General features: G+C 64.6%; 26 protein-coding genes. 15 read left to right on the top strand and 11 right to left on the bottom strand.

All coding sequences use genetic code 11. From position 1 onward, the window contains the following. Nucleotides 1-229: nucleoid-associated protein (locus BZL41_RS22245; protein ID WP_174706197.1), on the top strand; the 229-nt coding region annotated here is incomplete at its 5' end. 13 nt (nt 230-242) lie between these two features. Next, entirely contained in the window at nt 243-1,070 is an 828-nt protein-coding gene (locus tag BZL41_RS22240) for a DUF4344 domain-containing metallopeptidase (RefSeq protein WP_095601295.1), read from the top strand. On the opposite strand, the gene BZL41_RS22235 is transcribed toward BZL41_RS22240, so the two are convergent. Beyond that, nucleotides 1,067-2,002, bottom strand: coding sequence for a glutathione S-transferase family protein (locus BZL41_RS22235; RefSeq protein WP_095601294.1), 936 nt, complete (start codon nt 2,000-2,002; stop codon nt 1,067-1,069). The two genes, BZL41_RS22240 and BZL41_RS22235, sit on opposite strands and share 4 nt — an antisense overlap. Before the next feature lie 61 nt (nt 2,003-2,063). Then, entirely contained in the window at nt 2,064-2,363 is a 300-nt protein-coding gene (locus tag BZL41_RS22230; protein ID WP_095601293.1) for a GIY-YIG nuclease family protein, read from the bottom strand. A 229-nt stretch (nt 2,364-2,592) separates the two neighbouring features. Between BZL41_RS22230 and BZL41_RS22225 the strand changes: the two genes are divergently transcribed. Then, nucleotides 2,593-3,081 (top strand): asparaginase domain-containing protein, encoded by a 489-nt coding sequence (locus BZL41_RS22225; RefSeq protein WP_095601292.1) that lies wholly within the window; start codon nt 2,593-2,595, stop codon nt 3,079-3,081. A gap of 1 nt (nt 3,082) precedes the next feature. Here the strand turns inward: BZL41_RS22225 and BZL41_RS22220 are convergent, their stop codons facing one another. Continuing rightward, nucleotides 3,083-3,553, bottom strand: coding sequence for a nuclear transport factor 2 family protein (locus tag BZL41_RS22220; RefSeq protein WP_095601291.1), 471 nt, complete (start codon nt 3,551-3,553; stop codon nt 3,083-3,085). Nucleotides 3,554-3,664: 111 nt separating this feature from the next. On the opposite strand from BZL41_RS22220, the gene BZL41_RS22215 reads away from it, so the two are divergent. Next, a complete protein-coding gene (locus BZL41_RS22215; protein ID WP_095601290.1) occupies nt 3,665-4,621 on the top strand; it encodes a GlxA family transcriptional regulator in 957 nt (318 codons plus the stop codon). Between the two features lie 129 nt (nt 4,622-4,750). On the opposite strand, the gene BZL41_RS22210 is transcribed toward BZL41_RS22215, so the two are convergent. The 4 genes from BZL41_RS22210 to BZL41_RS22195 all read right to left on the bottom strand — a co-directional run bounded on the left by BZL41_RS22210 (nt 4,751) and on the right by BZL41_RS22195 (nt 8,947). Then, nucleotides 4,751-5,515, bottom strand: a complete 765-nt coding sequence (locus tag BZL41_RS22210) for an amino acid ABC transporter ATP-binding protein (protein WP_084335670.1) — start codon at nt 5,513-5,515, stop codon at nt 4,751-4,753. Nucleotides 5,516-5,526: 11 nt separating this feature from the next. Continuing rightward, nucleotides 5,527-6,624, bottom strand: a complete 1,098-nt coding sequence (locus BZL41_RS22205; protein WP_095601289.1) for an amino acid ABC transporter permease — start codon at nt 6,622-6,624, stop codon at nt 5,527-5,529. Between the two features lie 10 nt (nt 6,625-6,634). Next, nucleotides 6,635-7,819, bottom strand: a complete 1,185-nt coding sequence (locus BZL41_RS22200) for an amino acid ABC transporter permease (protein WP_095601288.1) — start codon at nt 7,817-7,819, stop codon at nt 6,635-6,637. A gap of 99 nt (nt 7,820-7,918) precedes the next feature. After that, a complete protein-coding gene (locus tag BZL41_RS22195; protein WP_095601287.1) occupies nt 7,919-8,947 on the bottom strand; it encodes an amino acid ABC transporter substrate-binding protein in 1,029 nt (342 codons plus the stop codon). Between the two features lie 475 nt (nt 8,948-9,422). Between BZL41_RS22195 and BZL41_RS22190 the strand changes: the two genes are divergently transcribed. From BZL41_RS22190 to BZL41_RS22155, 8 genes are all read left to right on the top strand, one after another. Next, complete coding sequence (locus BZL41_RS22190) at nt 9,423-10,082, top strand: alpha/beta hydrolase (RefSeq protein WP_095601286.1); 660 nt, start codon at nt 9,423-9,425, stop codon at nt 10,080-10,082. Between the two features lie 26 nt (nt 10,083-10,108). Further along, the gene (locus BZL41_RS22185) at nt 10,109-12,013 is read left to right on the top strand and encodes an acyl-CoA synthetase (protein WP_095601285.1); all 1,905 of its coding nucleotides are present in this window, start codon (nt 10,109-10,111) and stop codon (nt 12,011-12,013) included. A 146-nt stretch (nt 12,014-12,159) separates the two neighbouring features. After that, a complete protein-coding gene (locus BZL41_RS22180) occupies nt 12,160-13,098 on the top strand; it encodes a GGDEF domain-containing protein (RefSeq protein ID WP_095601298.1) in 939 nt (312 codons plus the stop codon). Nucleotides 13,099-13,166: 68 nt separating this feature from the next. Further along, a complete protein-coding gene (locus BZL41_RS22175; protein WP_095601284.1) occupies nt 13,167-14,330 on the top strand; it encodes a dipeptidase in 1,164 nt (387 codons plus the stop codon). Between the two features lie 111 nt (nt 14,331-14,441). Then, entirely contained in the window at nt 14,442-15,905 is a 1,464-nt protein-coding gene (gene rhlB / locus BZL41_RS22170) for an ATP-dependent RNA helicase RhlB (RefSeq protein ID WP_095601283.1), read from the top strand. A 168-nt stretch (nt 15,906-16,073) separates the two neighbouring features. Then, nucleotides 16,074-17,018: an ornithine cyclodeaminase family protein gene (locus tag BZL41_RS22165; RefSeq protein ID WP_095601282.1), complete on the top strand. Its 945-nt coding sequence runs from the start codon at nt 16,074-16,076 to the stop codon at nt 17,016-17,018. Nucleotides 17,019-17,025: 7 nt separating this feature from the next. Continuing rightward, nucleotides 17,026-18,150: an FAD-binding oxidoreductase gene (locus BZL41_RS22160; protein ID WP_095601281.1), complete on the top strand. Its 1,125-nt coding sequence runs from the start codon at nt 17,026-17,028 to the stop codon at nt 18,148-18,150. A 76-nt stretch (nt 18,151-18,226) separates the two neighbouring features. Next, nucleotides 18,227-18,859 (top strand): transcriptional regulator, encoded by a 633-nt coding sequence (locus tag BZL41_RS22155; protein ID WP_095601280.1) that lies wholly within the window; start codon nt 18,227-18,229, stop codon nt 18,857-18,859. Nucleotides 18,860-18,863: 4 nt separating this feature from the next. Here BZL41_RS22155 and BZL41_RS22150 read toward each other — a convergent pair whose 3' ends face one another. Next, nucleotides 18,864-19,853, bottom strand: a complete 990-nt coding sequence (locus BZL41_RS22150) for an NAD(P)-dependent oxidoreductase (RefSeq protein WP_095601279.1) — start codon at nt 19,851-19,853, stop codon at nt 18,864-18,866. Nucleotides 19,854-19,936: 83 nt separating this feature from the next. Then, on the bottom strand, nt 19,937-20,824 hold the full coding sequence (locus BZL41_RS22145) for a LysR family transcriptional regulator ArgP (protein WP_095601278.1): 888 nt from the start codon (nt 20,822-20,824) through the stop codon (nt 19,937-19,939). A gap of 96 nt (nt 20,825-20,920) precedes the next feature. Here BZL41_RS22145 and BZL41_RS22140 point away from each other — a divergent pair, with 96 nt between their 5' ends. The 3 genes from BZL41_RS22140 to BZL41_RS22130 all read left to right on the top strand — a co-directional run bounded on the left by BZL41_RS22140 (nt 20,921) and on the right by BZL41_RS22130 (nt 22,739). Next, a complete protein-coding gene (locus BZL41_RS22140; protein ID WP_095601277.1) occupies nt 20,921-21,325 on the top strand; it encodes an ACT domain-containing protein in 405 nt (134 codons plus the stop codon). 1 nt (nt 21,326) lies between these two features. Next, complete coding sequence (locus BZL41_RS22135) at nt 21,327-21,929, top strand: LysE/ArgO family amino acid transporter (protein WP_095601276.1); 603 nt, start codon at nt 21,327-21,329, stop codon at nt 21,927-21,929. 228 nt (nt 21,930-22,157) lie between these two features. Next, complete coding sequence (locus tag BZL41_RS22130; protein WP_084335655.1) at nt 22,158-22,739, top strand: superoxide dismutase; 582 nt, start codon at nt 22,158-22,160, stop codon at nt 22,737-22,739. Nucleotides 22,740-22,857: 118 nt separating this feature from the next. Here the strand turns inward: BZL41_RS22130 and BZL41_RS22125 are convergent, their stop codons facing one another. After that, nucleotides 22,858-23,511: a hypothetical protein gene (locus BZL41_RS22125; RefSeq protein WP_095601275.1), complete on the bottom strand. Its 654-nt coding sequence runs from the start codon at nt 23,509-23,511 to the stop codon at nt 22,858-22,860. 1 nt (nt 23,512) lies between these two features. Further along, a complete protein-coding gene (locus BZL41_RS22120; protein ID WP_095601274.1) occupies nt 23,513-24,808 on the bottom strand; it encodes an ammonium transporter in 1,296 nt (431 codons plus the stop codon). Between the last annotated feature and the right edge of the window lie 426 nt (nt 24,809-25,234).

Below are 25,234 nucleotides of genomic sequence, written 5' to 3'. Positions count from 1 at the left end.
CTACGAGCACATCCGCAACAAGGATTACGGCCTGTCGCCGGAGATTCCGCCGGACAAGCGCACGCTGAGCCAGTTCCGCCGCTTCACCGGGCGCGCCGAAGGGCTGTCGATCAGCTTCGAAGCGCATCTGCTGGGTTCGAAGATCGAGTACGACGAGGCGCAGGACACGCTGATCATCCGTAACCTGCCGACCCAGTTGCGCGACCAGCTCAAGCGGCGCAAGGATTGAGCCGGACGCCCGCATGCGCGCCCTCATCGCCTTGATTGCCCTACTGCCGGAGCTGGTATCCGCCAGCCCGGAACAGACGCTGACACCGCAAGAACTCCGCTTCGTTACTGCCAACGCCGAGTTCACTCTGTTCCACGAAATGGGGCACCTGTTGATCAACGAGCTGCGCCTGCCGGTGCTCGGCCGCGAGGAAGACGCCGCCGATCAGTTGGGTTTCATGGGGCTGTTCCTGATCGACGAACGCCAGCGCGAGGCCGACTTCCCCGAACGGATGCTGGACATCGCCGACTACTGGCGGGTGGAGTGGCAGCGGCCGAAACGGCCGGATGAGGAAATCCGGGAGTGGGACAGCCACGCCCTGGATGCCCAGCGCTTCTACAACATCGCCTGCCTGGCCTACGGCAGCGATCCGGTGCGTCTGGAATGGATGATCGAAGCCACCGGCCTGCCGGACGAGCGCGCCTTCTTCTGCCCCGACGAATACCAGCAGGCCCGCCATGCGGTGAACTGGTTCCATGAACACTTCCGCCGCCCAGCGGAAGAGCCGGTGCGCCATCGCATCCAAGTCGTCTATGACCCGCCGCCGCCCAGCCTGGACGATGGCGAAGAGCTGCTGACCAGGGTGCGGGCCAGCGGCGAGTTGGAGAAGGTCGCCGAAAAGGCCAGCACCAGCTTCCCGCTGCCCCGCGACCTGACCCTGCGGCTGACCAGTTGCGGCGCCCCGGATGCCTGGTACAACCGCATCAGCGGCGAACTGACGCTCTGCTACGAGCGCATCGCCTATTTCCGTGAACTGGCGGCACAGGTGCCAAGGCTGCACCCGGCCGCCACCTCACCCTAGCGCGCTTCGATCCGGAAGCCCATGCGCGGGAAGTGCACGTGCACCACGCCCGCGCGTTCGTCCTCGCGACGCAGGATCAGTTCCTCGCTACCGGCGAACAGCAATTCGCCTTCCACCGGGTCGACGCCGTAGTCGATTGCGGAGATGGCCACGCGCTGGCCGATCTCGAAGCCATTGGGCTCGTGCAGTTGTTCCGTAGGCAATGCGGCCGGGGTCGCCGCACGGGCGATCTCAATAGCCTCCGCCGAGGCCAGCTCGCTGTGCGAGCCGTGACCGAACCCAAGCACCCGGCCGAGCCAGGCGGCTACAGCAGGATAGGCATCCACCAGCGGCGCGGTGATCGGCGTGCCCTTGAGGAACCACAGCGAATGCGCCAGGGAGATGTCGGCCAAAGATGGTTCGCCGAACAGGAAGTCGCCGGCCTCCCGCGACAACTGCTGCTCGACCCGGGCCATGATCGTAGGCCACTGGTGCTTGGCCTGCTCCAACGGCAGGCGGCTGGTGCTACCGCCGCTGAACAACGCGGCGCGGTCGGCGAGGAAGCCCTTGATCGCCTCCGGCGGCAGCTTGCCGAAGCGCAGGGCGATGGATTCCGGCTGGAACACCAGGCTCACCGCATGCTGGAACACCAGCGAGTCGGCCCATTGGGCGACAGTGGCGACATTGAATTCCTGCCCTTCCGGGAACAGGGCCGGGGTCGCCTTCTCTGCCTCCAGGCGACGGGCGATCAGCGCGGTGTCGCAGTAGATATCGGCGCCTACCTGCAACACGGGGGTCTTGCGGTAGCCGCCAGTCAACGCGGTGAGATCAGGCTTGGGCATCACTGGCGGGATCAGCACCGAACGCCAGGACAACTGCTTGAAGCCCAGCATCAGGCGGGCCTTTTCGGCGAACGGCGAGGTCGGGTAGTGGTGCAGGATCAGCTCGTGCATGGCGGGACTCCGCAGTGAAAGAGCTCCAGCTTAACCGTCGGGCCGCCGCCGGCCTACCCGTTCAGCCTGATACAGGACTATCAGCCAGGGCCATGACGCCACCGGCCAGCACCAGGGCTTCCTTGGCCTTCTTCGACAGTTGCTTGATCGCCCGCTCACGGCGCAAGGCATCGCCCTTGTCGGCGCAGGCCTCGACATAGACCAGCGCCTGGGCCGGGCTGGAATGGAAGAAACGCGCACCCTTGCCGCTGCGGTGCTGCTCGAAGCGTCGCAGCGGGTCGTCGCTGATACCGCAATAGAGCGCACTGTTCTCGGCCCGCACCAGATAGACGAACCAGGGTTTGGGCGGCGCGGCGGTCAACGGGGCGTCCTCATCGTCGGAACCCGCGGTGCCTTATTCGTGTCGGACATCGTCTTCAATCGGAACGCCAAGCTGCTCTTGCACGAAGAGCCGGGAATGGCCAGGGAGAAACCGGCCGGCAACTGAACCAGGGTGATCATGTAGCGCATCCTGCATGGAGTCGCCGGCGAGCTTAGGCAATAATCCGCGGCACGGCCACAAGCCGCTATCTGGGAAATGGGAGCCTCACATGAATATTCAGATCTTCACCACCGGCGGCACCTTCGACAAGGTGTATTACGACGCCCTTTCCGACTTCAAGATCGGCGATCCCATGGCACCGCAGATTCTCCAGGAAGCCGGCGTGACGTTCGACTTCCAGGTGGAGAGCCTGCTGAAGAAAGACAGCCTGGAGCTGACCGACGAAGATCGCGCCCTGATCCGCGAGAAAGTCGCCGCCTGCCCGGCCAGGCACATCCTGATCACCCACGGCACCGACACCATGACCAACACGGCCGAAGTGCTCAAGGACATTCCCGGCAAGGTGATCCTGTTCACAGGCGCCATGCAGCCGGCCCGCATGCGCCTCACCGACGCCCCGTTCAACCTCGGCGTGGCCATCGGTGCCCTGCAGTGCCTGCCCGACGGCATCTACGTGGCCATGAGCGGCCGCATCTTCGAAGCCGGCAAGGTCAAGAAGAACCGCGCCGCCGGCCGTTTCGAAGCCACCGCAGACTGAGTCAGCGCCCCGCCTTGAACGCCGCCAGACCTTGCTGAGCCTGGCGGCGGATCGCTGCCTGCACCGGCGGCAGCCAGCCCAGCAACCAGCCTTTCAGCCCCAGCGCCTGCCGCGCCCATCCCCACAAATCGAAGCTGTCGCGGTGTTCGACGATCTTTCCGTCGCGGAACACGAAACGCGCCTGTATGCGATTCACCACTGGACGCCCCGTCGCCGCAAAGGTGTAACGCGCCACCCAGCAAGCGCTGCCCTGGCGGCCGTCCGCCTGCACATCCTCGAAGCTCAGCGAGAACCCCTTCGCCCGGCGCGTCAGCATCCTCCACATATCGCCAGCGTCGCGCCCACGCAGGTCTTGGAATACCGGATCGCTGAAATGCACGTCCTCGTCATAACAAGCCGCCATGGCGTCGGCATCCAGACGCTGGAAAGCCTGGTAGAAACGGGTAATCAGCTCGGCATTGGGATGAGGCATGGCGGTATTCCTTCCAGTGGTGACGATGCCATTCTGGCGGACAGCCAGCGGCATCGCGATTGGCGCTATTGACAGCTTTGTGGCCATAATCGCCAAACACCGGAGATCGCCATGCTCGACGTCGCCCTGTATGTCTGCCCGCAAACCGTCTGCTCCAGCTTGAGTATGGCCGGCGATGCCTTCCTGCTGGCCAACCAGTTGGCGGGCCAGGCGCTCTTCCGGGTTCGCCGGTTCAGCCTGGACGGCCAGCCAGTGGAGTTGGGCTTCGCCACCATTCGGGTGGACGGCGGCCTGGAGATCGCCGAGCAGGCCGGCCTGGTGTTGATCCCAGCGACCGGCAGTGCTATCGCACGCGTCCTGGCGACCAACGCGACGCTGCTGACCTGGTTGGAAGGGCGCCCCGCCACTCAGCAGTTGGCCAGTCTGTGCAGCAGCGCATTCATCCTGGCGGCGGCAGGCCTGCTCGATGGCCGCCGCGCCACCACCCACTGGTCGCTGGCCGAACCCTTTCGGCGGTACTTTCCCCGGGTCCGGCTGGATATCGATGAGCTGCTGACCCACGACGGCCACCTGCTCTGCTCCGGCGGCGCCCAGGCCGGGCTCGATCTGTGCCTGTACCTGATCGGCCAGCACGGCGGCGACTGGCTGGCCCAGCAAGTGGCCAGCGCCCTGGTATTCGATACTCGGCGTGGCCGGCAGTCGCGCTTCGCGCCGCTGTTGCCGGAGCCGGCCGTGCAGGAAGGTCCACTGGCGTCGTTGCTGCACTGGTTGCAGAAGCACCACGCCGAACCGCTGGACCTGCACCGCCTGGCCGAACAGGCGCACTGCTCGCCACGCACGCTGCTGCGCCGCTTCAAGGCCGGCACCGGCCTGACGCCCAACGAATACCTCCAGCGCCTGCGCATCGAATCGGCGCGGATCGCCCTGCGTAACCCAGCCACGTCGCTGGAGCAGGTCGCCGCCCAGGTCGGCTACGCCGACCGCGCCACCTTCGCCAAGCTGTTCAAGCAACTCTGTGGGGAAACACCGGGAGCATTCAGGCGGCGGTTGCGTGAGGCAAAGGCGTAGGGTCCCTGCGGGCGAACAAATTCGTACAGTTTCTGTAGGAGCGAATTCATTCGCCCACGAACTCCAGCCAAGCAACGGCAGTGACAAAAAAGGGAGCCCGAAGGCTCCCTTTTTTCATGACCACCCGCCTCAGTGCAGGATCTGGCTGAGGAACAGCTTGGTGCGGTCGTTTTGCGGGTTGGTGAAGAACTCGTCCGGCGCGGCCTGCTCGACGATTTCCCCCTTGTCCATGAAGATCACCCGGTTCGCCACGGTGCGGGCGAAGCCCATTTCGTGGGTCACGCAGAGCATGGTCATGCCGTCCTGGGCCAGACCGATCATGGTGTCCAGCACTTCCTTGACCATTTCCGGGTCGAGTGCGGAAGTCGGTTCGTCGAACAGCATGATTTTCGGCTTCATGCACAGGGCTCGGGCGATCGCCACACGCTGCTGCTGGCCGCCGGAAAGCTGGCCCGGGTATTTATTGGCCTGCTCGGGAATGCGTACGCGCTCGAGAAAGTGCATGGCGATCTCTTCCGCCTTGCGCTTGGGCATCTTGCGCACCCACATCGGTGCCAGTGTGCAGTTCTGCAGCACGGTCAGGTGCGGGAACAGGTTGAAGTGCTGGAACACCATGCCCACTTCGCTGCGGATCGCCTCGATGTGCTTGAGGTCGCTGGTCAGCTCGACACCATCGACGACGATGCGGCCCTGCTGATGCTCTTCCAAACGGTTGAGGCAGCGGATGGTCGTGGATTTGCCCGAGCCGGACGGCCCGCAGAGCACGATGCGCTCGCCCTGCTTGACGTTCAGGTTGATGTCCTTGAGCACATGGAACTGGCCGTACCACTTGTGCACGCCCTGCATCTGGATGATGCCATCGCCGGCGACAGGCTGTTTGTTTGCTTCAGTCATTGGGGTAACTCCTAACGCTTGTGGCCGGTGTCCAGCTTGCGCTCCAGATGCTGGGAGTAGCGGGACATGCCGAAACAGAAGATCCAGAACACCAGGGCGGCGAAGACATAGCCTTCGGTGGCCATGCCCAGCCAGGCCGGGTCGGTGGTGGCTTGCTTGATGCTGTTGAGCAGGTCGAACAGGCCGATGATGATCACCAGGCTGGTGTCCTTGAACAGCGCGATGAAGGTGTTGACGATGCCGGGGATGACCAGCTTGAGCGCCTGCGGCAGGATCACCAGGCCCATCATCCGCCAATAGCCCAGGCCCATGGCCGCGGCCGCTTCGTACTGGCCTTTCGGGATGGCCTGCAGGCCGCCACGCACCACTTCGGCGATGTAGGCGGACTGGAACAGGATCACGCCGATCAGGGCTCGCATCAGCTTGTCGAAGCTGAGCCCCTCGGGCAGGAACAGCGGCAGCATCACCGAGGACATGAACAGCACGGTGATCAGCGGAACACCACGCCAGAACTCGATGAAGGTCACACTGATCACGCGGATCGCCGGCATGTTCGAACGGCGGCCGAGCGCCAGCAGGATGCCCAGCGGCAGCGCGCCGGCGATGCCCACGGAGGCGATCACCAGGGTCAGCATCAGGCCGCCCCAGCGACTGGTGGGCACGTCTTCCAGGCCCAGGAAGCCGCCATGCAGCAGCCAGAAGGCAACCAGCGGATAGACCACCAGGAAGCCCAGCCCGTAGACCGCCTTGCGCGGCATCTGCCGGATGAACAGCGGCGCGGCGCCGATCACCGCCAGCCAGGCAGCCATGTCGACGCGCCAGCGCAGTTCGGCCGGATAGAAGCCATACATGAACTGGCTGAAGCGCTGCTTGATGAAGACCCAGCAGGCGCCGTCGCTGGTGCAGTCGGCACGGGTGGTACCGGTCCAGTCGGCTTCGATGAAGGCCCACTTGAGCAGCGGCGGGACGATCAGCCAGATCAGGTAGATCGCCACCAGCGTCAGCAGGGTATTGAACCAGTTGGAAAACAGGTTGGCACGCAGCCAGCCCAGCACCCCGACGCTCATGGTCGGCGGCGGCAGGTCGGGTTTGAAAGTATGGGTCGTCATGCGCTTGTCCTCACCGCTCGATAAGCGCGATGCGCTTGTTGTACCAGTTCATCAGGATCGAGATGCTGATGCTGATGGCCAGATACACGCTCATGGTGATGGCGATGGTCTCGATGGCTTGGCCGGTCTGGTTGAGCACGGTACCGGCGAACAGCGACACCATGTCCGGGTAGCCGATGCCGGCAGCCAGCGAGGAGTTCTTCGCCAGGTTCAGGTACTGGCTGGTGAGCGGCGGAATGATCACCCGCATGGCCTGGGGAATGATCACCAGACGCAGCGCCTTGCCCGGGCGCAGGCCCAGGGAGCGTGCGGCCTCGGTCTGGCCATGGCTCACCGCCTGGATGCCGGAGCGGACGTTCTCGGCGATGAAGGCCGCGGTGTAGATGGTCAGTGCCAGGACCAGCGCCATCAGTTCGGGGATCACCACCCAGCCGCCGCGGAAGTTGAAGCCTTTCAGCTCCGGTACGCTCCAGGCGAAGGGGTTGCCCGCGATCAGCACCGTCAGGCCCGGAATCACCACCAGCATCGCCAGAGCGGTGATCAGGATCGGGAAGGTCTTGCCGGTCGCCTCGAAGCGGGCCATGGCCCAGCGGCGCATCAGGACGATGCCGACGATGGTCAGCACCAGCGCGATCGCGAACGGCCAGAACGCCCCGGTGGGATCGGGCGACGGCATGTTCAGGCCGCGGTTGCTGATGAAGAAGAGGTCACCGATGCTCACGCTCTGCCGTGGGCCCGGCAGGGGCAGCATGATGGCGAAGTACCAGAAGAAGATCTGCAGCAACGGCGGGATGTTACGGAAAATCTCGATGTAGATGGTGGCCAGCTTGCTCAGCAGCCAGTTCGGCGACAACCGGGCGATACCGACCAGGAAGCCGAGGATGGTTGCCATCACGATGCCGATCACCGAAACCAGCAAGGTGTTGAGCAGGCCGATGACGAATACCCGGCCGTAAGAGTTGCTCTCGTTATAGTCGATTAGGTGTTGGGAAATACCGAAGCCGGCACTGTTCTGCAGAAAGCCGAAGCCGGAGATGATCCCGCGCTTCTCCAGGTTGTACTGGGTGTTCTGAAACAGGAACCAACCGAGCGACACCACGGCGATCACCGCGATGATCTGGAAGAGCCACGCGCGTATCTGCGGATCGGTCCAGACCGAACCGCGTGGGCGCGGGGCATTGACACTAGTTTGCATGACAGCCCTCATGAAGAAATCCCCGGTGGCCAGTGACTGCAGGCCCCGGGGTTGTCTTTATTGGAACAGTCACCGCTCGAAAGCGGTGACTTACAACGGTCAGCGCACCGGCGGTGCGTACTGCAGACCACCCTTGTTCCAGAGGGCGTTGAGGCCGCGCTCGATCTTCAGCTCGCTGCCGCCGCCGACGTTACGCTCGAAGATCTCGCCGTAGTTGCCGACCTGCTTGACGATCTGAACGGCCCAGTCTTTCGGCAGTTTCAGGTCCTTGCCGTACTCGCCTTCCGCGCCGAGCAGACGGGCGATGTCCGGGTTCTTGGTGGTTTTGGCCTGCTCTTCGACGTTCTTCGAGTCGATGCCGAGTTCTTCGGCGTTGAGCATGGCGAAGAGGCTCCAGCGAACGATGTCGAACCACTCTTCGTCACCCTGGCGAACGGCTGGGCCCAGCGGTTCCTTGGAAATGACTTCCGGCAGAACGACGTAGTCGTCCGGCGCGGCCAGCTTGATGCGCTGGGCGTACAGTTGCGACTGGTCGGAGGTCAGCACGTCGCAACGGCCGGATTCCAGGGACTTGGCGCTTTCGTCGGAGGTGTCGTAGGTGATGGGGGTGTACTTCAGGCCGTTGGCGCGGAAGTAGTCGGCGAGGTTCAGCTCGGTGGTGGTACCGGCCTGGATGCAGACGGTGGCGCCGTCGAGTTCCTTGGCGCTGGATACGCCGAGCTTCTTGTTCACCAGGAAGCCCTGGCCGTCGTAGTAGGTCACGCCGGCGAAGTTCAGGCCCATGGCCGAATCGCGCGAGCTGGTCCAGGTGGTGTTGCGCGACAGCACATCGACTTCACCGGACTGCAGCGCGGTGAAACGCTCCTTGGCGGTCAACGGACTGAACTTGACCTTGCTGGCGTCGCCGAAGACCGCAGCGGCTACCGCACGGCAGACATCGACGTCGATCCCTTTGTAGTTGCCCTTGGCGTCGGCGTAGGAGAAGCCCGGCAGACCATCGCTGATACCGCACTGCACGAAGCCCTTCTTCTTCACCGCGTCCAGGGTCGCGCCCGCCTGCGCGAAGCTGCTGACGCCGAGCACTGCAGCAGTGGTCAGCACAGCCAGGGTGGTTTTCACCATTTTCATCAAAACCTCCAGTTGCTTTTGTTGTGTTGGAGTCTCGGCCCTTCCTCCGTACCTTTGTGGGGCACGTTCGATCCTATCGGCGCCAGCAGGATCGACCGGGGTGCAGGCCTAAGGCGGAGTCTAGTTGGCGGTTTTTCCGTCAGCCATAAAACCCGCCTCGCCCATTGGTCAAATGGGCTGGAGACGAATCGTTCACCTTGCGCCAGCCGCAGCGCTTAGCGAACCTATTGAAGCCGCCGGAACGGCTTCTGTCTGTTATATGGCGCATGCTCTGCGCGCTGTGTTACCGGCAAAGCGCCATATCTTCAGTCCGGTGCAGACATAGCAAAGCCCGTACCAGAGCGGCGTTCGAAATGCGATCGGAAGAGGTCAAGAGCAAAAGTTTTAGCCTTGCGACATCTTCTTCACGGATTCACCCACCCCCTGACAGCGAAGCGCACCAAAATGGTGCTCGCGCACTGCACTGGAGCCTCCGATGACCGAACCCTTGATTCTTCACCCCACACAGGAGGCCGATGCGTGCGTCATCTGGTTGCACGGACTGGGGGCGGACCGTTACGACTTCCTGCCGGTGGCCGAGGCCTTGCAGGAGCGTCTGGACACCACACGCTTCATTCTCCCCCAGGCGCCAACCCGCCCGGTGACCATCAATGGTGGCTGGGAAATGCCCAGTTGGTACGACATCCTGGCCATGAGCCCGGTGGCGCGCGCGGTGAATCTCGAGCAACTGGAGCAGTCGTCCCACCAGGTGATCGACCTGATCGAGCATCAGGTCGCCGCTGGCATCGCACCAGAACGGATCGTGCTCGCCGGCTTCTCCCAGGGTGGCGCGGTGGTCCTGCACACCGCCTACCTGCGCTGGCCGGGAGCGCTCGGCGGGGTGCTGGCGCTGTCCACCTACGCACCGACCTTCTCCGGCGAAGCGACACTCGCGGATACAAAACAACAACTGTCGGCGCTCTGTTTGCATGGCACCTTCGACGATGTGGTGCCCATGGCTCTCGGCCGTGCGGCGCACGACTATCTGGCCGCCCGCGGAGTGCCGGTGGGCTGGAAAGACTATCCGATGGGCCATGAGGTGTTGCCGGAAGAAGTACGCGATATCGCTGACTGGCTGAGCGAACGTCTCGGCTGACCTCGACTCGACAACAAGAAGGGACCATGAACGCGAACCGCATTCCCCCAATAGCCTCGCTGCGTGATGTCGAACGAATCGAAGAAACCCCGCTGGAAGCACGCGATATGCCTTCCAGCACCTATGACCTGCTGCGCCGCAGCGCACAGCGCAACCCGGATGCACCGGCGCTGACCTTCCTGCTCCAGGGCACGGCGGACGAAACGCCCTACCGCTTGACCTACGCCGAACTGTTCGCCCGGATAACCCAGACCGCCAACGCCTTCCACCGCCTGGGCATCCGCCCCGGCAAGGCAGTGTCCTTTCTCCTGCCGAATCTGCCGCACACGCACTTCACTCTCTGGGGCGGCGAAGCGGCCGGCATCGTCAATGCGATCAACCCGTTGCTCGAACCCGAACACATCGCCGAGCTGATCCGCGCCTCCGACTCCGAGGTACTGGTGACCCTGGCCCCTTTCCCCGGCACCGACCTGTGGGACAAGGTGGCCGGTCTGCGCGACCACCTGCCTGGCCTGAACGCCATCGTCACCGTGGACCTGGCGAACCTGCTGCCCGAGCCACAGCGCAATGCCATCAAGGCCCAGCGCGGCCCGTTGCCGGAAGGCGTGCTGGACTTCGACGAACTCATCGCCGCCTGCCCGGCCGACCGGCTGGAAAGCGGCCGGGATATCCAGCCGGACGATATCGCCTCCTATTTCCATACCGGCGGCACCACCGGCACGCCCAAGTTAGCGCCGCACAGCCACCGCAACGAAGTGGCGATGGCGATGATCCTGGCCTTCCTGCTGGATTTCGGTGAAAGCGACACCACCCTCTGCGGCCTGCCGCTGTTTCACGTCAATGGGGTGATGGTCACCGGGCTGGCGCCGTTCTTCCGCAATGCCCAGGTGCTCCTGGCCACGCCTCAGGGATACCGTAACCCGAGCCTGATCCAGAACTTCTGGAAGATCATCGAGCGCCACCGGGTCAGTTTCTTCAGCGGGGTTCCGACCATTTATGCCGGACTTTTGCAGGTCCCCAGCGAAGGTCACGACCTGTCCAGCCTGCGCTACGCCCTGTGCGGCGCCGCGCCGATGCCGGTGGAGCTGATCCGCCAGTTCGAAAGCAAGACCGGACTCAAGCTGATCGAAGGCTACGGCCTCACCGAAGGCACCTGCGGCAGTTGCGGCAACCCGCCGGCGGGCGAGCGGCGGCCGGGCTCCATCGGCCTGCGCATGCCCTACTGCCAGGTCGTCATCAAGGTCCTCGACGAACAGGGCAACTTCCTGCGCGATGCGGCGACCAACGAGATCGGCAACGTCTGCCTGCGCGGCGTCACGGTGTTCAAGGGCTACCTGCAAGCGGGCAAGAACAAGGACATCTGGGTCGACGGCGACTGGTTCAACACCGGCGACCTCGGTCGGATGGACGCCGACGGCTACATCTGGCTCACCGGCCGGAGCAAGGACCTGATCATCCGCGGCGGCCACAACATCGACCCGCAACTGATCGAGGAAGCCCTGCACAAGCACCCTGCTGTCGCCATGGCCGCGGCGGTCGGCAAGCCGGACGAGAAGGCCGGCGAACTGCCGGTGGTCTATGTGCAACTGAAGCCCGGCGCCCAAGCCAGCGAAGCGGAACTGCTCGAACACGCCGCCGCGCACATACCAGAGCGCGCGGCGATCCCCAAGGACGTGTGGATCATCGATGCCATTCCGGTCACCGCGGTGGGCAAGACCTTCAAGCCGGCACTGCGCTTCGACGCCATCCGTCGCGTCTTCGAAACCGTACTGCAATCGCTGGATGCGGGGATAAGCGTCGAGGTCCGCAACGACGACCGGCACGGTCAACGGGCGGACATCCGGGTGCCGGCGCTGGACGCGCAGCGGCGGATGGAAATCGAGCGGCGGCTGGCGCCCTTCCCGGTGAAATTTGAACTGATCGCCAGTTAGGAAAGAAAGGCCGACCGGTGGTCGGCCCAACTTTCGGCAAGCGTTGCCAGAACTTTGGCGCTGGAATAATGTCAAAGCCGGTATTCGCCACCCAGGGACGATATCGCGATGCCTATTTCCACCAGCCTCTGCACGTCCTCGCTGCGATGAAAACCGCCCACTGGCAGGAAAACCTGCAGCAGATCCGCCACCTGCGCCTTTTTCAGAACGTGGCGGCCAGCAGCCTGAAGCACCTGCTCAAGGAATTCCGCGCTTGCGAGCTCGAGGCAGGGGAAATCCTGCTCTCCCCGTTCAACCGCAACCAGTACCTATATCTGCTCCTCGAAGGGCAGCTCAAGGTCTACCTCGGCTCTCTCGACAACCAGCCGGTCAGCACGCTGGAACCGGGTGAGTGCGCGGGGGAAATCAGCTTCATCGACAACGACCGGCCCTCGGCCTACGTCGTGGCCAACGAGCGTTCGTTGGTCCTGCGCCTGCACCGGCAATCGCTGATGACGCTGTTCAACGAGTCCCCCCAGTTGATGCAAAACTTGTTGGAGCTACTCTGCGAACGGGTCCGCCAGGGCAACCGGATCATCCTCGATACCGAGCAGAACGCCAACGTCGATACCCTGACCGGCCTGTTCAACCGGCGCTGGCTGGAACATGTCTTCCAGCGCGAAAGCACCCGGTGCGCCTTCAACAACCAGCCGATGAGCATGCTGATGCTCGACGTGGACCACTTCAAGGCCTACAACGACCAGCACGGTCACCTGGCCGGAGACTATGCCCTCTGCCTGGTCGCGCACACCCTGCGCAACCAGCTCCGCCCGAAGGACAACATGACCCGCTACGGCGGCGAGGAATTCGTCATCCTCCTGCCGGAACTGGGCGCCGCCGAAGCGCGCAGCATTGGCGAACGGCTGCGCCAGAGCCTGGAGCAGGTCGGCACCTTCTATTCGCCGGTGGGCATGCTGCCGGGCGTTACCGTGTCCATCGGGCTGGCCCAGATGGAAGCGTCGGACAGCCTGGAAGACCTGATCGCCCGCGCCGATGCAGCGCTGTATCAGGCTAAACAGGAGGGTCGCAACCGACTCTGCGGTTGACCACGCGAACGCATCGCCCCCGGGCAGCCTGCTACAGTGCCGAGGACACCCGAAGCCGGATGCTTCCCATGCGCAAAGCTCTCGTCGTCCTGCTGATCCTGGCCGTGTCGGGATTGGCGATTTTCTTCAGTCTGCCGCCCCTGCTCGACCGCTTCCTGAACAGCGTCGAGAACGCTCCGCCCTACCCGGCCAGCGCTGCCGCCCGGCAAGTCCACCAGCGCCTGTTCATCGCAGACCTGCACAACGATGCCCTGCTCTGGGAACGCGACCTGCTGCAACGTCGGAACTACGGCCACTCCGACCTGCCGCGCCTGCTGGAGGGACACGTCGCGCTGCAGGTGTTCTCCACCGTCACCAAGACCCCACGTTGGATGAACTACCAGCGCAACGACAGCGACACCGACAACATCACCCTGCTGGCGATGGCCCAGCGCTGGCCACGGGAAACCTGGAACAGCCTGTTGCAGCGAGCTCTTTACCAGAGCCGCAAGCTGCACGAAGCCGCCGCGGCCAGCGACGGGCGCCTGGCAGTGGTGACGAATCGCCGCGAGTTGGACGCCTTCCTGGAGCGTTGGAACAGAGACCCACAGCGCGTCGCCGCTCTGTTGGCCACCGAAGGATTGCAACCGCTGGAAGGCAGGCTGGAAAACCTCGACCGACTCTACAATGCCGGCTTCCGCATCGCCGGGCTGACCCACTTCTTCGACAACGAGGTCGGCGGTTCGGCCCACGGTCTGAACAAAGGCGGGCTGACGCCCTTCGGACGCGACGTGATCGCCCGCCTGGAGCAGAAACATATGCTGGTGGACCTGGCCCACGCGTCGCCGGCCCTGATCGACGATGTCCTGGCCATCGCCCACCGGCCGCTACTGGTCTCCCACGGCGGCGTTGCCGGCACCTGTCCGGGCCCACGCAATCTCAGCGATGCCCATTTGAAAGGGATCGCCGCCACCGGCGGGCTAATCGGCATCGGCTATTGGGACGCGGCGGTCTGCGCCACTTCGGTGGCGGCCATCGTCAAGGCGATCCGCTACACCGCCGACCAGGTAGGCGTGGCCCACGTGGCCCTCGGCTCGGACTTCAATGGGACCGTGCGTACACCGTTCGACGCCAGTGGCCTGGCCCAACTCACCGACGGCCTGCTGGAAGCCGGTTTCAGCCGCGACGAAATCGCCGCGATCATGGGCGATAACGTGCGTCGCCTGCTGCGAGATAACTTGCCGGAGGACTGACCAACCGGTCACATTTGACCCTCAGGCCAGCGATTGAGCAATATTTCGCCGCGCCGGTTTATTGCTTTACACTGGCGGCCGTTCACTCCTTAACCAACTGATGAGATTACCGTGCTCAAAGCACTCAAAAAAATTTTTGGCAAGGGCGAAGCGCCCGTATCCGGCCCTGCACCTTCCCCCGCCTCTCCCCGCACCGCCGACGACGAAAAGCGCAGCACTCCCAAGTCGAAACCGCCACGCCCGGCTTCCGAAAAGCGTACTGGCGACGAGGCCCGCAAAGGCGAGAACAAAGCGGAACGCAAGGCGGACAAGCCGAAAGCGGATAAACCACGCCGTGAGCGCCCGGCCAAGCCAGTGGATAACTGGAAGCTGGAGGATTTCGCGGTCGAGCCGGCCGAAGGCAAGACCCGCTTCCACGACTTCGATCTCGACCCGCGGCTGATGCACGCCATCCATGACCTCGGCTTTCCCTACTGCACACCGATCCAAGCCCAGGTCCTCGGCCACACCCTGAAGGGACGCGACGCCATCGGCCGGGCCCAGACCGGCACCGGCAAGACCGCCGCCTTCCTCATCTCCACCATCACCCAACTGCTCACCACCCCGCCGCCGAAAGAGCGCTACATGGGCGAGCCGCGTGCGCTGATCATCGCGCCGACCCGGGAGCTGGTGGTGCAGATCGCCAAGGACGCCCTGGACCTGACCAAGTACAGCGGCCTCAACGTGATGAGCTTTGTCGGCGGCATGGACTTCGACAAGCAACTCAAGCAGCTCGAATCGCGCTACTGCGACATCCTGGTCGCCACGCCGGGCCGCCTGCTGGACTTCAACCAGCGCGGCGAAGTGCACCTGGACATGGTCGAGGTGCTGGTCCTCGACGAAGCCGACCGCATGCTCGACATGGGCTTTATCCCGCAGGTGCGCCAGATCATCCGCCAGACGCCGTACAAGGGCGAGCGCCAGACCCTGCTGTTTTCCGCCACCTTCACCGAAGACGTGATGAACCTGGCCAAGCAGTGGACGGTGGACCCGGCGATCGTCGAGATCGAGCCGGAGAACGTCGCCAGCGATACCGTCGAACAGCACGTCTATGCCGTGGCCAGCAGCGACAAGTACAAGCTGCTGTACAATCTGATCGTGCAGAACGACTGGACCCGGGTGATGGTTTTCGCCAACCGCCGCGACGAAGTGCGCCGCATCGAGGAGCGCCTGACCAAGGACGGCGTCAGCGCCGCCCAGATGTCCGGCGACGTCCCGCAGCAGAAGCGGATCAAGACCCTGGAAGGCTTCCGCGAAGGCAAGATTCGCGTGCTGGTCGCCACCGACGTGGCCGGCCGCGGCATCCACGTCGAAGGCATCAGCCATGTGATCAACTTCACCCTGCCGGAAGATCCGGACGACTACGTCCACCGCATCGGCCGGACCGGCCGTGCCGGAACCAGCGGTACCTCCATTAGCTTCGCCGGCGAGGACGATGCCTTCGCCCTGCCGCCCATCGAAGAACTGCTGGGGCGCAAGATCCATTGCGAAATGCCGCCCGCCGAGCTGCTCAAGCCGGTACCGCGCAAGCACTGAAGCGCAAGCGGAACGACAAAGGCGAAGCCCCGTGCTTCGCCTTTTTCGTTTCAGGAGCGCCCGGCACGGATAGAAAGGCGTCATCGGCTTAAGAGGATGAGCACAGCCTCTTGCCGATATAGACTATAAAATCCAATATGGACAAACAGTTCATACTGGAGTCGCCCGATGCGCCCTACCCCCTACGTGATCGAACAGGCCGAAGCGGAACGCCTGCTCGCCCGGATCGACGTCCACCAAGCCATGGTCGACATGTTCCGCGACCTCGCCGCCGGCCACGCCGTGCAACCGGCCCAGCAACTGGTCGAATTCCCCGACGCCGGCGGCGACTTCATCAATTACCTCGGCGTGCTGTCGCGCGAGGGTGTCTACGGGGTCAAGACATCGCCCTATATCAAGCGCGACCAGGGTGCGTTGGTCAGCGCCTGGACCTTGTTGATGTCCATGGAAACCGGCCAGCCGTTGCTGCTCTGCGACGCCGGCAGCCTGACCACCGCGCGTACCGCAGCAACCACGGCGGTGGCGGTGGAGGCCCTGGCACCCGCCGACGCACGCCGCCTGGCGGTGATCGGCAGCGGCCCGGTGGCCCGTGCGCACCTACGCTACGTCAAGGGCCTGCGCGATTGGCAGGACATCCGCCTGCATTCGCCCCGACTCGCGCAGGCCACTGCGGAGTCCCGCCAGGAGCTCCGCGCCCTCGACCCGCGCCTGGAGATCGTTGTCGATCTGGCGGATGCGGTGGACGGTGCCGACGTCATCCTGCTCTGCACCTCGTCCGCCACCCCGGTGCTCGACCCGCTCGCCCTGACCAAGCCGGCCCTGGTCACATCGATCAGCACCAACGCGCCCAGGGCACACGAAGTGCCGCCGAAGAGCCTGGCGGGTATGGACGTCTATTGCGACTACCGACCCACGACACCCGGTGCCGCCGGCGAAATGCTGCTGGCCGGCGAACGGCATGGCTGGAACCGCGCGGACATCCGCGGCGACCTGCCGGAGCTGCTGAGCGACAAGGCGCAGCGTCCCGATTACCGCCGCCCGGTATTCTTCCGCTCCATCGGCCTCGGCCTGGAAGACATCGCCTTGGCCAACGCCCTCCACCGCCTCCTGTGAGCCCACCATGATCGAAGCGGACTTCCTCATCATCGGCGCCGGTATCGCCGGCGCATCCACCGGCTACTTCCTGGCGCCCCATGGCCGTGTGCAGCTCATCGAACGCGAGCCCCAGCCCGGCTATCACTCGACCGGGCGCTCCGCCGCGCTCTACACCGTCGCCTACGGCACGCCTCAGGTACGGGCGCTGACGGCAGCCAGCCGGGCCTTCTTCGACAACCCGCCGGAGGGCTTCGCCGAACACCCGCTGCTGTCCCCGCGCGGCGAGCTGACCGTGGACTTCAGCGGCGACCGCGAGGAACTCGAACGCCAGTACCATAGCGCCTTGTCCAGCATGGCCCAGGTGCGCCTGCTCGATGCCGACCAGGCCTGTGCCCTGATTCCCGTACTGCGCCGGGAAAAGGTCCATGGCGCGCTGTACGACCCCACCGCCGCCGACATCGACACCGATGCCCTGCACCAAGGCTACCTGCGTGGAATCCGTCGGCACGGCGGCCGGATCGACTGCGCGACCGAAGCACTTGCTATCCAGCGCTGCGGCGACGCCTGGGAAGTGCGCAGCGCCGAGCGGACCTACCGCGCCCCGGTCCTGATCAATGCCGCCGGCGGCTGGTGCGACCTTATCGCCGACCTCGCCGGGGTTCGGCCGATCGGCCTCCAGCCGAAACGCCGCGCCGCTTTCATCTTCGCTGCGCCGGAGGGCATGGAGACCCACCGCTGGCCGATGCTGGTCAGCCTCGATGAATCCTTCTACATGAAGCCGGACGCCGGCATGTTGCTTGGCTCGCCGGCCAATGCCGACCCGGTCGAGCCCCACGACGTGCAGCCGGAGGAGCTGGACATCGCCATGGGCATCTACCAGATCGAAGAGGCCACCAGCCTGAGCATCCGTCGCCCCGCCCATACCTGGGCCGGGCTGCGCTCGTTCGTCGCCGATGGCGATCTGGTGGGCGGCTACGATCCGCAGGCACCCGGCTTCTTCTGGGTTGCAGCCCAGGGCGGCTACGGCATCCAGACCTCGCCGGCGATGGGCCAGGCCTGCGCCGCGCTGGTCCGTGGCGAGCCGCTGCCGGCCACGCTGGCTGACTTCGGCCTGAGCGCCGACGGCCTCTCGCCGACGCGCCTGTGGTGACGCCCCGGGTGCTTTGCGGCACACTCCTTGCGCCCGCCAGACACCGGCGGGCGTCAGCCCAGGAGCACGCAACCGCATGACGCCGCCCCGCCAAGATCCCGCCCTGGAGAACTACCGGGCCATCGCCGACGCCATCGCCACCCTGTTCTTCCCCCACGCCGAAGTGGTGCTGCACGACTTGCGCACGCAATCGGTGGACTACATCGCCAACAACCTCTCCAAGCGGCGCATCGGCGACGACGCCGCGCTGCTGGACCTGCTCAGCGACGACAACGGCGAGCGCAACATCGGCCCTTACGAGAAGCTCAACTGGGACGGACAGAAAATCCGCTCGGTGAGTACCGTCCTGCGCGATGAGGCGGGCACGCCAATCGCCATGCTGTGCATCAACCTGAACATCTCCCTGTTCGAAAGCGCCAAGGCGGCGCTTGACCTGTTCCTCTCGCCGACCCAGCTCATTCCGCAGCCGGACGCCCTGTTCCGCGACGACTGGCAGGAGCGCATCAACACCTTCCTGCACAGCTGGCTGCGCCAGCGCCAGTTGGGCCTGAACAGGCTCACCCGCGAGCACAAGCGCGAACTGGTGGAAGCCCTGCACGCGGAAGGCGCTTTCAAGGGCCGGAGCGCCGCGAACTATGTGGCCAACGTGCTGAACATGGGGCGCGCCACCGTGTACAAGCATCTGAAAGAGATCAAGGGCGAGGCCTGAGCCGTCAGAGCCCCTGCGCCTGCCACCAGGCGCAGAACTCGTCCAGCGCGGTCCAGACGCTGACCTGCGGGTCGTAGTCCAGATACTGCCGGGCCCGGGTGATATCGAGGGAGAAATCCTTGGCCATCACCGCCATCCCGAGGCGGAACAGCGTGGGCTCCGGTTGTCCGGGCAGCACCTTGCACACCGCTTCGTTAAGCGCAGCGACGGCATAGGCCAGCGGGTACGGCACGTGCCGGACGACCGGCGGCAGGCCGAGCTGGCGAAACACGTAGTTGACCACGTCCCACAATGGCACCGGTGCGCCATTACTGATGTTGTACACCTTGCCCAGCGCCTCGCCGCCGGCCAGCAGACCGCTGAACAGCACATCGTTGAGATTCTGCATGCTGGTGAAATCGACCTTGTTCAGACCGTTGCCGATGATCGACAGCCGCCCCTTGCGCTGCATCTGAATCAGCCTCGGGAAGATGCTGGTGTCCCCGGCGCCGGTGACGAAGCGCGGACGGAAGGCGATCACCTCCAAGCCGAACTCCTCGGCCCCGAAAACCTTCTGTTCAGCCAGATACTTGGTCGCGCCGTAATGGTCGGAAAAGTGCTTGGGCACCTGCTCCTCGCGCAGTCCCACATGAGATTGCCCGTCGAAGTAAATGGACGGCGACGACAAGTGCAGCAGCCGCCTCACGTGCTGCTTGAGGCAGGCTTCGACGATGTTCTCGGTGACCTGCACGTTGGCCTGATAGAAATGCGCGTACCGCCCCCAGACACCCACCGCGCCGGCGCAGTGCACCACCGCCTCGACATCCTGGCAGAGGCGCTGGGCCAGTTCGGGGTCGGACAGGTCGCCCTGGACGAACTCGGCACCGCGCCGCACCAAGTGCTCCACCGCTTCCGGCCGTCGCCCATTGACCCGCACGCTCAGGCCCTGCTCCAGGGCGAAGCGGGCGAAACGCCCACCGATGAAACCACTCGCTCCGGTCACCAGAATCTTCATCGTCGCTTCCTTCTCGTCAATCCCGCGACTCTAGCACCCGCACCGGCTCGCTGCCGTGGCGTAGCGAGCCAAGCGGATGGCCCTCAACGCACCAGCAATCGCTCAGCCGCACCAACGAGTCGACGGGTGAGTTCGCCGAGCAATTCGCCGCCGTTGCGCCAGTGATGCCAGTAGAGCGGCACATCCACCGGCCGCTCCGGCAGCAGCTCGACCAGCTCGCCACGGGCCAATTCGCCGGCCACCTGCAATTCCGGCACCAGCCCCCAGCCGAGTCCGCCCGAAGTCAGGCGGACAAAGCCTTCGGAGGACGGACAGAGGTGATAGGCGAATCCCCCCGCCACGCCCAGCGACTCCAGATAGCGATGCTGGAGGAAATCGTCCGGCCCGAACACGATGGCCGGGCTGCGCGCCAGCGCAGCGGGAGTCACCCCGGTGGGGAAATGCCGCGCGATGAACGCCGGACTGGCCAGCGCCCGATAGCGCATGGCGCCCAGCAAAAGGCTGCGCGCCCCGGCTACCGGACGTTCGGCAGCACAGACGCAGGCCGCCACCTCGCCGGCGCGCATGCGCTTGAGCCCGACCTCCTGGTCTTCCACCACCTGATCCAGCAACACCCGATACTCGGCACAGAAATCGGCCACCGCCGGCGCCCACCAGGTCGCCAGGCTATCGGCGTTGATCGCGACGCGCAGGCGCTCCGGCTGGCCGCCCTCGTCGAGCGCCGGAACCTGGCCCTGCAGGTCGCGCTCAAGCAGACGCACCTGCTGGACATGATTGAGCAGGCGCCGGCCCAGCTCGGTGGGTTGCGGCGGCGTCGCCCGCACCAGCACCGGCTGGCCGACCCGCGCCTCGAGCAGCTTGATCCGCTGCGACACCGCCGACTGCGACAGGCCCAGCACCAGAGCGGCCCGCTCGAAGCCGGCCTGCTCCACCACAGCAGCGAGCGCGGCGAGCAGCTTGTAATCGAACATCGATTTTCCTAATGAGCGATAACCAGGATTCGTTTTTCTTATACAACCATTCTCTTCAGACTCGCCAGTATGTTTTCACTGCCCGAGACACCGACCATGACTGGCGAAACCTCGCTATCCCTGCTGCTCCGAAATCTCAGCGCCCGGCTCAATCCCGGCGACTACGTGTTCTGCTCGCTGCCCGGCCGCAGACTGCCGACGGGCCTCGTGCCGCTCGGCAGCTTTCGCGAACAGGAAGGGCTGACCGTGATCCTCGAACGTCAGGACGCGCAGCGGCTCGGGCTCACCTTCGACTATGTCGCCGCCTGGATCACCCTGGACGTGCACTCCTCGCTGGCAGCCGTCGGCCTCACCGCCGCCTTTTCCAAGGCGCTGGCAGAAGCCGGAATCAGTTGCAATGTGATCGCTGGCTATTACCACGATCACCTGTTCGTTGCCCGCGACGACGCCGAACGCGCCCTCGCTGCCCTGCACCAACTGGCCCGTCTGGAGGAACACTGACATGTGGCAGAGCTATCTCAACGGATTGCTGGTGGCCGCCGGACTCATCGTCGCCATCGGCGCGCAGAACGCCTTCGTCCTGGCCCAGAGCCTGCGCCGCGAACACCACCTGCCGGTGGCCGCACTCTGCGTGCTGTGCGACGCGGTACTGGTCTCCGCCGGGGTGTTCGGCCTGGCCGCGGTGCTGCTGCAGAGCCCGGCTCTGCTGACCGTGGCACGCTGGGGCGGCTCGGCGTTCCTGCTCTGGTACGGGACCAAGGCGCTGCTTCGCGCCGCTCGCCCGCAAGGGCTGGAGCAGGCGGCGGATGCCGGGCCCCGCTCACGTCGCGCCGTGCTGCTCACGGCCCTGGCAGTGACGCTACTCAACCCGCACGTCTACCTGGACACCGTGCTGCTGATCGGCTCCCTCGGCGCCCAACAGGCCGAGCCGGGTGCCTACGCGCTGGGTGCCGCCAGCGCCTCGCTGGCCTGGTTCTTCGGCCTCGCCCTCGGTGCCGCCTGGCTCTCGCCCTGGCTGGCGCGTCCGGCAACCTGGCGCCTGCTCGATCTCGGCGTGGCGCTCATGATGTTCGCCGTGGCCGTGCAATTGCTGCTCGGCGATTGACCGGAACATTCGCAACAGCCCCGTTGTCCACGGAGGGAACGGGGCTTTCCAAAGGCCCTGGCGCAAGCCTTTCCCCTACAGATGCTGCGTGGATATGCCCCCCACCCGGTGCTATGATCCGGCCGTCGCGGAACAAAGGAGTCGAACTCCTGCCGCATATCGGGCCGACCCGTGACGGCCTGGCGCTTGCCGCACCCCTGCCTTGTCTGATGAATGAAGGAGATAACCATGGCTTTCGAATTGCCGCCGCTGCCGTACGAAAAGAACGCCCTTGAGCCGCACATTTCCGCCGAAACCCTGGAATACCACCACGACAAGCACCACAACACCTATGTGGTGAACCTGAACAACCTGATTCCGGGCACCGAATTCGAAGGCAAGAGCCTGGAAGACATCGTCAAGACCTCTTCCGGCGGCATCTTCAACAACGCCGCCCAGGTGTGGAACCACACCTTCTACTGGAATTGCATGAGCCCGAACGGCGGTGGCCAGCCCACCGGCGCCCTGGCCGACGCCATCAACGCTGCCTTCGGCTCTTTCGACAAATTCAAGGAAGAGTTCAGCAAGGTCTCCATCGGCACCTTCGGCTCCGGCTGGGGCTGGCTGGTGAAGAAGGCCGACGGTTCCCTGGCCCTGGCCAGCACCATTGGCGCGGGCAACCCGATGACCAGCGGCGACACCCCGTTGCTGACCTGCGACGTCTGGGAACACGCCTACTACATCGACTACCGCAACCTGCGTCCGAAGTACGTCGAAGCGTTCTGGAACCTGGTCAACTGGGACTTCGTGGCGAAGAACTTCGCTGCCTGAGTCTTACGCTGATGCAAAAGAAAACCCGGCGCCGCCGGGTTTTCTTTTTTGGTCCGTCTGCATCGAGGTTGGGAAGCCCCGAGACAAGCCGATTACTGCGTTCGACAGTTGCCCATCGCTAAAGCAACTTCTGCGGTGACATCGGCAACCCCAACCGCTCCACCTGCTGCACCGCACGGGTCAATGCCTGATCGGCCAGCACCGGGCCAAGCAGCTCGCAGAGCCCGATGTAGATCAGGTTGAGCAGCATCCTCAGGTGGTCCAGTTCCAACCCCGCCGCTCCCAGGCGGCCGTACTGGTCCAGCCAACTGCGCAGGCGCAGCCGCACGCCGGCATCGGTACGCAGGCTATTCAGGTTATTGGCCGCCTGCTGGCACAGTTGCGGCAGCCGCTCCGGGTCGATCAAGCCGAACAGGGCATCGGCGAGCGCCTCGAAGGTTTCCCGCGCCTGATCGTCAGGCGTCGCGTTCGCTGCACTCTTCGGCGCGACCACGCCATGCTTGCGTCGCCAAGCCTGCAGGCGGGCTTCGGGGTCCGGCAGCAATTGGCTGACGGGGCCGCTCAAGGCCCCGACCAGCTCGCGATACAACCGGGCGCGCTCCAGCTTGCGCTCGCTCAGCGCAGCGATCTCGGCGAGAAATCCATTGAGGGCAAAAGAGGGTTTTTCCGAATACTTGGTTTCCCACAACCAGAGCAACGGCAGCAGCTCCTCCTCGGAGAAGTGACCGGCGAGCCCGGTATAGATGGCACGCCGGCGGGTCGAAAGACTCATCTCACCCCCTCCGTGCCAGCTCGCTGCTATCGAACGTCACCGACAGGTTGAACTCGGGATACCCCACCTCGGCATGCTCGGAATAATCCAGGCCGCGCTGTTCGTGCAGTGGCGACGAACGCAGGCCGATGGTCTTGGCGATCACCAGATACATGATCAACGCCAGCGGGAATGCCCAGAGGAAGGCCGAGGCGATACCCAGCAACTGCACGCCGACCCGTGCCGGATCGAACAGGTCGCCCGCGTAGAACAACCCGGCGGCCAGCGTGCCCCAGGCACCGGCGATGCCGTGAACCGGCACCGCGCCGACCACGTCGTCGAGCCGCAGGCGCTCCATCAGGCGCATGCCGAACACCACCAGGAAGCCGGCGACCAAACCGGTCAGCAGGGCGAAGCACGGCTCCAGGGTGGCGCAGCCGGCCGTCACCGACACCAGGCCGCCGAGCGAACCGTTCACTGTGGTGGTCAGCAAAACCGGACTGGAGGAACTGCGCAGCGCCAGCACCGCGCCCAGCGCGCCGGCTGCGGCGGCCAGATGGGTGTTGAGGGCGATGAGCCCGAGGCTGACGTTCATTTCCAGAGCGCTACCGGCGTTGAAACCGAACCAGCCGAGCCAGAGCACGAAGCCACCCAGCGCGACCAGGCCCAGGTTATGGCCAGGGATGACCCGCGCTTCGCCGTCCGGCCCGAAGCGACCCAGGCGCGGGCCGAGCACCAGGATGCCGGCCAGGGCACACCAGGCGCCAATGCCGTGGACGACCGTGGAGCCGGCGAAATCGACGAAGCCGAGCCGCGCCAGCCAGCCCTGGCCACCATAGACCCCGCCCCAGGCCCAGCTACCGAACAGAGGATAGATGAAGCCGGAGATGAGGATCGCGCCGACCAGATAGGCACCGTACCGCGTCCGCTCGGCCATGGCGCCACTGGCGATGGTGGCTGCCGTGGCAGCGAACATCAGTTGGAACAGGAGGAAGGTGAAGTCCCAAGGCTCCCCTTCGCTGGTGGCGAAATGGCTCATGCCCAGCCAACCGCTGCGATTGACGCCGAACATCAGGCCGAAACCCACCAGCCAGAAGACGATGCCGCCCGCACAACTGTCGATATAGTTCTTCATCATCACATTGACGGCGTTCTTGGCCCGCGCCATGCCGCTCTCCAGCAGGGCGAAGCCAGCCTGCATGAAGAACACCAGGGCGCTGGCAATGACTACCCAACCCGTGTTGATGGCTTCGTCGGTAGCGGCGCTGGCCGGTAGGGCGAATCCCAGGGTGAGAAACAACAACAGAAATGCTCGCATCCCCATAGCCTCAGGCAGGTCCAGATAAAGGGCGCGCATCGTAGCCCCGAGGGATATCGCGAAACTGCCGAATACCCTTCACCCTTCCCGAGCGGTAGAACACAGTTTTGTCGAACGGTTACTGATCCTGGGAATGCAATAGCCTGGCAATTCCGTTCATCGGAAAAGGGCTTCTTCGGATGCGGCGGTCTACGTGCCAGGCGACGGCAGCATGCCCTGGCCTTGCGCAGAAACCGCCGAACGGCGCTCAAGACTGTCACCTGCCAACCGACATAGAAAGGTAGACCTACTGACTGTAGGGCAATGCGTTACCATCGGTCATTTCGTGCCGAAATCACCGGCAAGCAAAATGATGGCCCTTTGACGTCTATCCTACGTTTGCCAATACTCACACCCGACCGCCTTCGCCAGCATTAAGGAATCGCC

It is taken from the genome of Pseudomonas sp. PIC25 (assembly GCF_002286785.1).
In the GTDB taxonomy this organism is placed as follows: Bacteria; Pseudomonadota; Gammaproteobacteria; order Pseudomonadales; family Pseudomonadaceae; genus Pseudomonas_M.
The sequence above is the reverse complement of the archived record's forward strand: the minus strand, read 5'-3'. Positions and strand labels throughout refer to the sequence as shown.

What these genes read in the sequence shown, in the direction of transcription:
- BZL41_RS22240 (WP_095601295.1), top strand. Translation starts at nt 243, where the DNA reads ATGCGCGCCCTCATCGCCTTGATTGCCCTACTGCCGGAGCTGGTATCC.
- BZL41_RS22235 (WP_095601294.1), bottom strand. Translation starts at nt 2,002, where the DNA reads ATGCACGAGCTGATCCTGCACCACTACCCGACCTCGCCGTTCGCCGAA.
- BZL41_RS22225 (WP_095601292.1), top strand. Translation starts at nt 2,593, where the DNA reads ATGAATATTCAGATCTTCACCACCGGCGGCACCTTCGACAAGGTGTAT.
- BZL41_RS22220 (WP_095601291.1), bottom strand. Translation starts at nt 3,553, where the DNA reads ATGCCTCATCCCAATGCCGAGCTGATTACCCGTTTCTACCAGGCTTTC.
- BZL41_RS22215 (WP_095601290.1), top strand. Translation starts at nt 3,665, where the DNA reads ATGCTCGACGTCGCCCTGTATGTCTGCCCGCAAACCGTCTGCTCCAGC.
- BZL41_RS22210 (WP_084335670.1), bottom strand. Translation starts at nt 5,515, where the DNA reads ATGACTGAAGCAAACAAACAGCCTGTCGCCGGCGATGGCATCATCCAG.
- BZL41_RS22205 (WP_095601289.1), bottom strand. Translation starts at nt 6,624, where the DNA reads ATGACGACCCATACTTTCAAACCCGACCTGCCGCCGCCGACCATGAGC.
- BZL41_RS22200 (WP_095601288.1), bottom strand. Translation starts at nt 7,819, where the DNA reads ATGCAAACTAGTGTCAATGCCCCGCGCCCACGCGGTTCGGTCTGGACC.
- BZL41_RS22195 (WP_095601287.1), bottom strand. Translation starts at nt 8,947, where the DNA reads ATGAAAATGGTGAAAACCACCCTGGCTGTGCTGACCACTGCTGCAGTG.
- BZL41_RS22190 (WP_095601286.1), top strand. Translation starts at nt 9,423, where the DNA reads ATGACCGAACCCTTGATTCTTCACCCCACACAGGAGGCCGATGCGTGC.
- BZL41_RS22185 (WP_095601285.1), top strand. Translation starts at nt 10,109, where the DNA reads ATGAACGCGAACCGCATTCCCCCAATAGCCTCGCTGCGTGATGTCGAA.
- BZL41_RS22180 (WP_095601298.1), top strand. Translation starts at nt 12,160, where the DNA reads ATGAAAACCGCCCACTGGCAGGAAAACCTGCAGCAGATCCGCCACCTG.
- BZL41_RS22175 (WP_095601284.1), top strand. Translation starts at nt 13,167, where the DNA reads ATGCGCAAAGCTCTCGTCGTCCTGCTGATCCTGGCCGTGTCGGGATTG.
- BZL41_RS22165 (WP_095601282.1), top strand. Translation starts at nt 16,074, where the DNA reads ATGCGCCCTACCCCCTACGTGATCGAACAGGCCGAAGCGGAACGCCTG.
- BZL41_RS22160 (WP_095601281.1), top strand. Translation starts at nt 17,026, where the DNA reads ATGATCGAAGCGGACTTCCTCATCATCGGCGCCGGTATCGCCGGCGCA.
- BZL41_RS22155 (WP_095601280.1), top strand. Translation starts at nt 18,227, where the DNA reads ATGACGCCGCCCCGCCAAGATCCCGCCCTGGAGAACTACCGGGCCATC.
- BZL41_RS22150 (WP_095601279.1), bottom strand. Translation starts at nt 19,853, where the DNA reads ATGAAGATTCTGGTGACCGGAGCGAGTGGTTTCATCGGTGGGCGTTTC.
- BZL41_RS22145 (WP_095601278.1), bottom strand. Translation starts at nt 20,824, where the DNA reads ATGTTCGATTACAAGCTGCTCGCCGCGCTCGCTGCTGTGGTGGAGCAG.
- BZL41_RS22140 (WP_095601277.1), top strand. Translation starts at nt 20,921, where the DNA reads ATGACTGGCGAAACCTCGCTATCCCTGCTGCTCCGAAATCTCAGCGCC.
- BZL41_RS22135 (WP_095601276.1), top strand. Translation starts at nt 21,327, where the DNA reads ATGTGGCAGAGCTATCTCAACGGATTGCTGGTGGCCGCCGGACTCATC.
- BZL41_RS22130 (WP_084335655.1), top strand. Translation starts at nt 22,158, where the DNA reads ATGGCTTTCGAATTGCCGCCGCTGCCGTACGAAAAGAACGCCCTTGAG.
- BZL41_RS22125 (WP_095601275.1), bottom strand. Translation starts at nt 23,511, where the DNA reads ATGAGTCTTTCGACCCGCCGGCGTGCCATCTATACCGGGCTCGCCGGT.
- BZL41_RS22120 (WP_095601274.1), bottom strand. Translation starts at nt 24,808, where the DNA reads ATGCGAGCATTTCTGTTGTTGTTTCTCACCCTGGGATTCGCCCTACCG.